Source organism: Rhizobium album (genome assembly GCF_003122325.1).
Taxonomy (GTDB): Bacteria; Pseudomonadota; Alphaproteobacteria; order Rhizobiales; family Rhizobiaceae; genus Metarhizobium; species Metarhizobium album.
In genome coordinates this window covers 185,185-194,079 of sequence record NZ_QFBC01000014.1, presented here as the reverse complement: position 1 = coordinate 194,079, position 8,895 = coordinate 185,185, and the positions used below count along the sequence as shown (strand labels likewise).

Below are 8,895 nucleotides of genomic sequence, written 5' to 3'. Positions count from 1 at the left end.
GGGGCCTTCCTTCCCCGATCTTCGTGCAGAAAAAGGCAGCCGAAGCACGCGCTGACAAGATGAGGGCCAAGGGGCAGGCCGTCGATATGGACGCGCTCATTCGCATGGAGCCGGATCGCGGCGTCACCAATGTCCGCAAGCTCACCCTGCCGCATTGGAAGCGCTGGTTCGGTGTAGACCATCGCTGCATCGTTCCCGTTACGACATTTGCCGAACCGGATCCGCAAGCCCAAGAACCCGGCGGTAAGGTTCCGAACGCCTGGTTCGCGCGCGACGAGCAAAAGTCTCTGATGTTCTTTGCCGGCATCCATGTGCCGGGCTGGCAGAGCGTCCGTAAGGTCAAAGATGGGCTGACGACGGATGATCTCTACGGTTTTCTGACCACCGATCCAAACGGGCTGGTGAAGCCGATCCATGAGAAGGCCATGCCGGTCCTGCTGCTGACAAAGGAAGAAACGGAGGTCTGGATGCGGGCGCCGTGGGATGAAGCAAAAGATCTGGCTCGGCCCCTGCCAGACGATGCGCTGATCATCGCCTCGCATGAGCCCTACGGATCGTCGATCGTTTCGAAATCCGGCGAGGTCGTCCAGCAGGGCAGCCTGATCTAGGCAGGGCGACTCGGCTACGTGTAAGTGCGATCTTCACATCCTGCTTCCGCCTCATCTCCAAGATGATGCTCTATTGCCTTTCCGGTTACCTGCACCCATTGGTGCTGCCGCCGCTCGAAGATCGATCGTTGCGGTACCGGGAAATCCGGATCGGCAAACGCGCCGACCGGTATCGCCACAACGTCTGGAAGAACTTCGTTTTCATAGAAGACGGTCGAGCCACAGGTGGGGCAGAAGAAATAGGTCGCCTTCTCTCCACTCTCGCCAATTCGCTCCCAACGCATGTGGGAACCCTCGAGGGTGACGAGGTCCTTGCGAAACCGTGCCTGGACAGCAAATGCGCTGCCGGTGCGCCGCTGACATTCCAGGCAATGGCAAACAGAGACGCGGAGGGGGTCGCCCTCGCACCTGGCTACCAGGCCACCGCATCTACATGACGCAATCCGCATATCGCTTGCCTCCAATGCGTTCGCAGCTGGTCAACTTCTCTGTGCCGATCAGGCCGAGGTCCGCCGGTGAAATATCGTCGCCTCCAAACAAGGGAACCGGCGAGCAGGGACCGCCAATGCGAGCGGTCGCCGTACATCCGCCTAGCTACCATTCGGTCGAATAACGACCTTGACGCATCCATCTTCCTTATCCCGAAAGGTCTTGTAGGCTTCCGGACCTTCCTCCAGCCCGATCCTGTGTGTGATCAGGAAGGATGGATCTATCTTGCCTTCGACGATCAGATTGAGAAGTGGCTCCAGATAGCGCTGGACATGGGTCTGTCCGGTTTTCAGGGTTAGTCCCTTGCCGACAAGGGCCCCGAGTGGTGCGGGAACAGCCGGCCCGACGAACACGCCCGGAAGCGATACGGTCCCACCCGGTCGGCAGGCAAGGATCGCTTGGGCGAGAGCGTACGGCCGCTCCGTCGACGTCAGTTTTGTTTGAAGCGTTTCCATCACGCCGCCTGCCCCATGACTTTCCATTCCGACCGCCTCGATGACGGCGTCCGGACCAAGCCCGTTGGTGATGGCGAGAATACGCTCCTGCAGGTCCTCATCCGCATAATCGAGCGTTTCCGCACCGGAGGCTCTGGCGAGGGCCAATCGCTCAGGCACGGTATCGATGGCAATGACCCGCTCCGCGCCCAGCAAGAAGGCCGACTTGATCGCAAACAGGCCGACCGGACCGCAGCCGAACACAGCCACTGTCTGGCCCTGTTTGATGTCGCAGTTTTCGGCGGCCATGTAGCCGGTTGGAAATATGTCGGAGAGGAACAGGACCTGTTCGTCGCTCAGGCCGTCAGGCACAACGATCGGGCCAACATCGGCATAAGGAACGCGCAAATATTGCGCCTGGCCGCCCGGAAAACGGCCGTACATTTCGGAATAACCGAACAGGCCAGCGGTCGGATAGCCGATCTGCTTTGCCTGCTCCGCGCCCGCAGGGTTCGAGCGCTCGCAAAGAGAGAACTGCCCCCATTTGCACTGCCGGCACTCACCACAGGAGATTGTGAAGGGCACGACGACGCGGTCGCCGATCTTGAGTTTGGAATTGCCGCGACCGACTTCAACGACCTCCCCCATCGTCTCATGGCCCATCACATCACCCGCATGCATGCCGGGAACGAAGCCGCCGTAGAGATGCAGGTCGGAGCCGCAGATGGCGCAGCTTGTTACCTTGATGATGGCGTCGCGATCATCTTGAATGATCGGATCGTCGACCTGTTCGCAGCGAATGTCTCCGCTTCCGTGCCATGTCAGAGCTTTCATGTCGTGTTCCTCCGATTGTCTTTGCGTTACAGACAAAATGCCGAAGCGGTGGTCGCAGCCGGCTAGAGCTGCGCGTCAATTGAAACTGCGGGCGACGGGGCATCCCAGGACCACAGATTACGGCTCATGTTACGGGCGGCTGTATCGCGAGCCCGTTCCACGTTTCGAATTCGCGCCAGACAAATGCGAGGGAAACCGGCTCAGCGATGAGCCGGTTTCCAGACATCACTTCTTATCGAATGCCTTTGTCAGGTCATTGACGGCAAAGTCCTGGGCACGCCGCGCATCGTCGAGGACGGCATCCATGCCGAAGAACTCGTGCGTCACGCCTTCGTTGTTCATGTAGGTGGTCGTGACACCCGCTGCCTTCAGCTTTTCCGCCAGCATCACACCGTCAGACATCAGCGGATCGATCTCTGCGGTGATGATCGTTGCCGGCGGAAGGCCCTTGAGATCGGCCTTGGTCGTTAGATTGAGCATCGGGTTCATGGCATCTTCTGGCTTGGCGAGCACCTTGCCGACGAACCAGCCCATGCCGCCCTTGGACAAGGGCATGGCATTCTGATTGGCGATGTAGGAGGGCGTGTTCATGTCAGTACCAGTGACGGGATAGACGAGCAGCATGTGCACCGGCATCTGAACTTTCTGATCACGCGCCATGATCGCGACATTGGCGGCCAGATTGCCCCCCGCGCTTTCGCCGGCCACGGCGACACGGGCCGGATCGCCGCCAAAACTTGCTGTCTTTTCCAGGGCCCACTTGTAGGCTGCAAAGGAATCAGCATGGGCTGCCGGGAACTTGGCTTCCGGCGCATGACGATATTCGACGCTGACGACGATCGCCTTGGCCTTCGACGCCAGCGCAAGTGCCGAGGATTCGTAGGTGTCGATATTGGCGATCACCCATCCGCCGCCGTGGTAGTAGACGATGACCGGTAGCGGGCCGGGACCGGCATTCTCGGGCGTATAGATCCGGACCGGCTGAGTGCCGCCCTCGATCGGATAGGTCATGTCCTGCTTCTTGACCGCTGGCATGGGGACCATCTTGCCCTCGTCCTTAAGGACAGCCTTGACCGCATCCGCCGGCGATGGCTGGGTGCGGGCTTCCTCGACGCTGCGCGACTCGATTGGCTTTGCACCGAGCTCCTGCATCTTCTTGAGGACGAGAACCATGTCCTCCTTGTCGGCGCGCTTCATCGTGCCGCTGTCCGGCGTTTCCGCCAGAGGATTGGGTTTTGGCTGTTCCTGTGCAAACGCAGATGGCGCTGCGAAAAGCGCGGTGCTGGCGATCAGGTGCGCGGAAAGGATGGATATACGAACTGAGTTCTTCATGTGAAAATCTTTCAAAGCTGTTGGGTGCGGGCGCGTTACGCGTCGAGTTCTTTGGTGATGCGCTTGCAGATCGCGACGTGTTCCTTGAACACCGCCAGCATCAGCATGCTCAGATGGCGCCCTTGGACCTCGGCATGGTCTGTCACGCCGGTCGAATTGTGAACAAAGGCGTCGGCGAGATCGCGCAGGTACTCGTGATTTTCGAGCTGGAGGCCGATATAGGCTTTGTCGAACGCCTTGCCTTTTCCGGCAGACACAACCTTTTCGACCATGCCATGCGCGTCCGCATCCATGCCCGGGCCCATCGCGCCGGTGTCCTTGAGAACCATGTTGACAGTGATGGCTTCACCCAGCTCGAAACCGGCAAACTCAAGCGAGTTCTTCTGGGTGGCTTTTTCCGAAGCGACCTGCGAGGTGGCGAGCGAGATTTCGGCGCGACCGATCACGGTCGAATAGAACTGCGCAGCGGTTTTGACATCTGCAAACGACGTGACCGGCATCGCCGCCATCGGGGTTGCAGCCAAAACAGGGCGCGTCTGCGCCAGAATGATGGGGGCTGCGCCAACGGCCACGAAGCCAGTCAGAATTGTACGGCGGTCCATATTAATGCTCCGGATAGATTCAACGTCTGGACGCGGCTACCCAGCAGCGAAACAGCTGTTTTATAATAAGGATGAGTTTTGACAGGAATTGTCAGAGTGCTCGTGACTTAAACCTCAAGCTGCTGTTTAAGTTCCAGCTGATGATTGGCACCTGACATAAGATTGTCGGCTCCGGGCCCATCGGTCCGAGACCGTCAGGCCCAGAGAAGTTGTTGAGCCAATGATAGTGACCGAACCGGCGTGTGAGGAATTAGTGCCATCACCTGCCGGAACGGGCGCATTCTTACGGTTAAATGCCAAACGACACCAGCTTACAGGCGGATCTGGTGACGAGGATCGCGCGGCACAATTTGGCTAAACATAGATCTCCTATTCTGCAGAATCTTGTATTCCTCGCCTCCTCTCTTTCGACTTCGCCGATGATCTCGCCGCACGCAGCTCCTCGATCTCCGGCTGCCACCATCCGCGGAGCCGCTCGTACTCCCCCGGCCCGGCTTTCGCAGGCCATGTGTGGACGAGTTCCTCCAGCGTCGCCGACCGCCAGCCCGCCCAGACGTGCTCCTCGTCGGCGTCCGGATGATGCTCGGCCACCTCCACAGGATCGACGAGCTCGCCCGTGACCTCCGTGATGACGACGATCCCAAAGGCGGGTGTGGCCACAGGCCTGCCCAAAGGCGGAAGGTCGTCGCTCGGAAATGGCAGCCGCTTCTTCTTCCGCTCCGCTGTCCGACGCTTCGCTTTCGCCTCTTCCTCGGTGCCCTTCCGTGCCTCGGCTCGCTTCCGCCGCTCCTCGGGTTCGGCTCTTTTCGCGGCCTCTTCGATTGCCTCCCACCTGTGCTGAAGATCGTCGTATGACGCGTATGGCACCTCCCAGACCTTCTCGTCGCCGTTCCACCTTGCGAACGGAATCTGTCGCAGCTCATCGACGACGGTCCGGGAATACGGGGTGCGTATCCAGAAGCCGGTCGAAATAACTGCGAGGTACGGCGAGAGGATGGGTTCGAACTCGTAGGCGTCGCGGCCACGTTGCTGCCCGTAGGGATCGTGCCGGTCCATCTCGGAGGCCAGCCATCTGTCGATGCGACGCCGGGCGGTGCTGCCGGGGACCGTCCACGCCTGGAGGGTGTCCGACCAGCGGGCATTCGGGAAGGTCTCCCGGAACCGCGCGACGGTCATCCGGTCGAAGGGAAAGGAAATCGTCTCCTGCTTCGGCTCGTCGTCGCTCTTTGGTTTCGGAGTGCTCATATCTGCCTTATAGAGCGGCACCCGTCACCGGGTTGACGATTGGCGGCTCGCTCTCGTCCTTCTTGCCTGCGGGTTGCACCGAGGTCGGTGCCATGGATTCTTCGTCGGCCGGCTCTGGATTGGAAGGGGTCGGATGGACGTCGGCGGGGCGGCGCTGTTCCGGGGTGGCGTTGGTGTCATTCGTGCTCATCGGGGGTCTCCTGTTGCTGGTCTTACAACGCGCCGAACGAAGGTTCGTTCTGGTGTGCCGCTGACGGCCGGCAACTTTCTTAGGCGCCGGGCGTTATCCGCCGGAGGAGGAGCCGCCATGCAAACATCGCAGACGCGTCCGAATGCCGGAACCGACTTCATGTCAGATGCCGACGTCCTCGAGGCAGCCGGCGATCTTGTGGATGCCTTCCTTGCGACGGTCCGGGATCAGGCTCCAGGAAGCGACATCCTCGACACGGATCTTCTACCGAATACCAAGGCCCGTATTGAGAATGGGATACGCCTGGCAATTGTCACTGAACCTCGAGAACAGGTCCGTCGCCGACTTGTCGCGGCCGGACAGGTGCTTGCTCAGTTTCAGGACGACGTCGGCTCGAGGATCTCATTGCGGCCGGCCGTAGGCGACAGTGGAAACGGCCTGTTCGCTGCGATCACTTCGAGCCATCTGGAGCGACTTCTCGCAGCGATGGAGGCGGACCATTTGCGTCTGAGCGCGATGCTGCACGATGCCGATGTTGCGGCAGCGAAGCGTTTCGGGGCATGGGTGCCACCCGGGTTTCATGATGACGGCACCTACAATTGGCATGGACATGGTCGCGGACATTAATCTGGAGGAGCAGACGCAGGTATGCCAAGAATCTAAGAAGGGCACTCGATCCGTCATGGGGAGCGCCCTTCGCACCACGGACGGCAGCATGCCCCACGACGGTTAGGTCGGGCGCGCATTCGTCGATACAGGTGGTGAGCCTTTAGATGATGACTTGAACTGCGGATTTCAAGCGGGGGTCTTCGAAACCTCGCTGGCGTCGACGTGATCCTGCAGCATCTCACGGTCGAGGAGCACGTCGGTATTGCCCGCCTCGTGGTCAGGGTGAGATGCTTCGAACTCGACGTGATCCGGCAGTTGAAGTGCTTGGCGCGGGGTCATCAACCCGATTGGGGTCCGAACACCCTCGTCGCTCGTCACGGATATCTCTACGGTCGTTTTAGTCATGGTGATCCCTGCGTGCTCGGACGCGCAGAGCGGTCCTGTTGCGGTGAGGTCACGTCGGACAGGTCGGGTGCTCGCCTGGGATTTCGTTCCCCGCAGCGAGAAACCGGAAAAACCGCTGCGTCCACCATCTCCGTCACGTCCGGTTGACACGGCGCGATCTCTATTAGCACAACCTCCCCGAGCGACATGTGTTCCACAGCCCGCCGAAATCTTGTCTGTGCCTAGGAAATCAGGCCGCCGGCATGCGGAAGGTGAAGCAGGTTTCGTTCTCGTCCGACGTCACCTCGATCGTGCCGCCATGCGCCTTGGCGATTTCCGAGGCGATATAGAGACCGAGGCCGAGCCCCTGCATGCTCGGGCGCAGATCGCCGCGACGGAAGGGTTGGAACAGCCTGGAAATAGCCTCTTCAGGGATCGGAGTTCCGCCATTGCGGACGCAGATTTCAAGATGCCTGTCGTTCAGGCTCGCCGATATGCGGACCGGCTCCGTCTCGACGCCGTGGGTAAACGCGTTCGCGACCAGGTTCGAGAACATTTGGGCCAGCCGGAGATGGTCGACCGACACTGAAGCAGGCAGGCGGACGTCCACCGACACCTCGCGATCGGGATTGGCCAGCTTAAGCTCTTCGACGACATTGTTCAGTGTCGTCGCGAGATCGCCGTCTGCACGTTCGAGGACGATCCCTCCTCCCATGCGAGCCCGTGCCAGATCCATGACGTTGTCGACGAGACCAGCCATTCTGGAAATGCTGGACTTCATCAGCTTGAGGACAAGCGGGCTACGGGCCGTCCAGCCTTCCTTCAGCAGACGCGAGGTTCCGGCGTCGACGGCGGCGATGGGATTGCGCAAGTCGTGCCCGAGGACGGCAATGAACTGCTCGCGCAGCTCCGAAATGTCCTTCTCCCGATCGAGGGATTCCCGCGTCGCCGTCAACTGGGCGTCGGCATGGAGATGATGCGCGATGAGCTCCGCGAAAAGCTTGAACGAGCCAATCGTCTGCGGATTGTTCACCTTGGCTGGCTGAGGATCGATAGCGCAGAGCGTTCCGAAGAACTGGCCGTTCGGCAGGATGATCGGAATGGAGATGTAGCTTCGCAGACCGTAGATGCGCGGCGTGTGATGATCGCGGTAGAGCGGCTCCTCGGCGGCATCGTCGAACACGATGGGCTGACGATGCCCGCGGATTTCGTCGCAGAGCGTGCTCTGGACCGGAAGTTCGTCGCCGGCCTTCAGACCGAACCCGACATGGTCGAGGGACTGGCAGGTGATCCAGCGGTCCTCGGTTACCCGAGACACTGCAGCAAATCCCATTCCCGTCATGCGAAGGGCCACGTCAAGGATGGTTGGAACGGCCGCGATCCCGGCGACGCGCGCGATATCCTCTGCGAAGTCCTCCGATGCTGCCCCGGCCTCGTCCACAACCGGCTTCGCAGAATCGACAAGCGACCGGACCGCACGCGTCTTCTCGATTGCCATCGCCGCAGCGCCCGCGAGCGCCTCGAGGATATCGACTTCCCATTGTGCAGGCACGTAGACCCGCGACCAGTATGCACCCAGCGCGCCGATCGGGTCTTCTGCCCGCACGGGCGCCATCACCAGAGAGCGCACGAACGTGCCTGCGTAGAGTTCGTACGGGATGCGATCGTCCTTGGCGATGTCCGTCACCACCACGGTCTGACGGTTGATCATCGCCCAGCCGCTGATGCAGGCCGAAGCCGGGAACTTGCCGCCCTTCCAGAGAGGGCCGATGGCGTCTTCCTCGATATAGTGGCAGAGGTCGCCATCCCGGCGGATGATCGCGACGCCCTCGCAGCCGATCAGAGACCGCGTCGTCCTGCGAAGGACTTCGATCACGGCCTCAGGACTGTCGGCCTGCCCCATTGCCGCGATGGCCTTCGTCAGGCTGGCAAGCGGCGTCGAACCTTCGAATGATCTGGGGCTGCCGGAAATGGATTCCAAGAAAGCAGACATGGGTCGCTCCGGTTCGGGGCAGGAGCGGATTGTCTCCCAGCCGCCCGCGCCCTGGAAAGTCTGCGAACGATAGTTCCTATATACTTCAGATCACTATTTTTGTCCACGAACGAACGGGGCGATGTGGGGAGCCCACGAGGCAATGACCGGCGAGCGGCAACAAAAAAGGCCGGGG

10 protein-coding genes are annotated in these 8,895 nt (G+C 60.6%); 2 read left to right on the top strand and 8 right to left on the bottom strand.

What is annotated here, in order from left to right; genetic code table 11:
• The coding region (locus DEM27_RS24865) for an SOS response-associated peptidase family protein (RefSeq protein WP_109460930.1) at positions 1-608 on the top strand (608 nt) is incomplete at its 5' end.
• 14 nt (positions 609-622) lie between these two features.
• Here DEM27_RS24865 and DEM27_RS24860 read toward each other — a convergent pair.
• The 6 genes from DEM27_RS24860 to DEM27_RS24835 all read right to left on the bottom strand — a co-directional run bounded on the left by DEM27_RS24860 (position 623) and on the right by DEM27_RS24835 (position 5,734).
• Positions 623-1,057, bottom strand: a complete 435-nt coding sequence (locus DEM27_RS24860; protein ID WP_109460788.1) for a GFA family protein — start codon at positions 1,055-1,057, stop codon at positions 623-625.
• A gap of 141 nt (positions 1,058-1,198) precedes the next feature.
• Positions 1,199-2,365 carry a zinc-dependent alcohol dehydrogenase gene (locus DEM27_RS24855; RefSeq protein ID WP_109460787.1) on the bottom strand — a complete coding sequence of 389 codons (1,167 nt, stop codon included), beginning with the start codon at positions 2,363-2,365 and terminating at the stop codon, positions 1,199-1,201.
• 225 nt (positions 2,366-2,590) lie between these two features.
• Positions 2,591-3,697, bottom strand: coding sequence for an alpha/beta hydrolase (locus DEM27_RS24850; RefSeq protein WP_109460786.1), 1,107 nt, complete (start codon positions 3,695-3,697; stop codon positions 2,591-2,593).
• 35 nt (positions 3,698-3,732) lie between these two features.
• Positions 3,733-4,299, bottom strand: a complete 567-nt coding sequence (locus DEM27_RS24845; protein ID WP_109460785.1) for a DUF4142 domain-containing protein — start codon at positions 4,297-4,299, stop codon at positions 3,733-3,735.
• A gap of 369 nt (positions 4,300-4,668) precedes the next feature.
• On the bottom strand, positions 4,669-5,544 hold the full coding sequence (locus tag DEM27_RS24840; protein WP_109460784.1) for a hypothetical protein: 876 nt from the start codon (positions 5,542-5,544) through the stop codon (positions 4,669-4,671).
• Between the two features lie 7 nt (positions 5,545-5,551).
• On the bottom strand, positions 5,552-5,734 hold the full coding sequence (locus DEM27_RS24835; protein WP_109460783.1) for a hypothetical protein: 183 nt from the start codon (positions 5,732-5,734) through the stop codon (positions 5,552-5,554).
• Between the two features lie 117 nt (positions 5,735-5,851).
• Between DEM27_RS24835 and DEM27_RS24830 the strand changes: the two genes are divergently transcribed.
• The gene (locus tag DEM27_RS24830) at positions 5,852-6,361 is read left to right on the top strand and encodes a hypothetical protein (protein ID WP_109460782.1); all 510 of its coding nucleotides are present in this window, start codon (positions 5,852-5,854) and stop codon (positions 6,359-6,361) included.
• 168 nt (positions 6,362-6,529) lie between these two features.
• Here the strand turns inward: DEM27_RS24830 and DEM27_RS24825 are convergent, their stop codons facing one another.
• The gene (locus tag DEM27_RS24825) at positions 6,530-6,682 is read right to left on the bottom strand and encodes a hypothetical protein (protein ID WP_165823560.1); all 153 of its coding nucleotides are present in this window, start codon (positions 6,680-6,682) and stop codon (positions 6,530-6,532) included.
• A 295-nt stretch (positions 6,683-6,977) separates the two neighbouring features.
• A complete protein-coding gene (locus tag DEM27_RS24820; RefSeq protein ID WP_109460928.1) occupies positions 6,978-8,720 on the bottom strand; it encodes a sensor histidine kinase in 1,743 nt (580 codons plus the stop codon).
• Between the last annotated feature and the right edge of the window lie 175 nt (positions 8,721-8,895).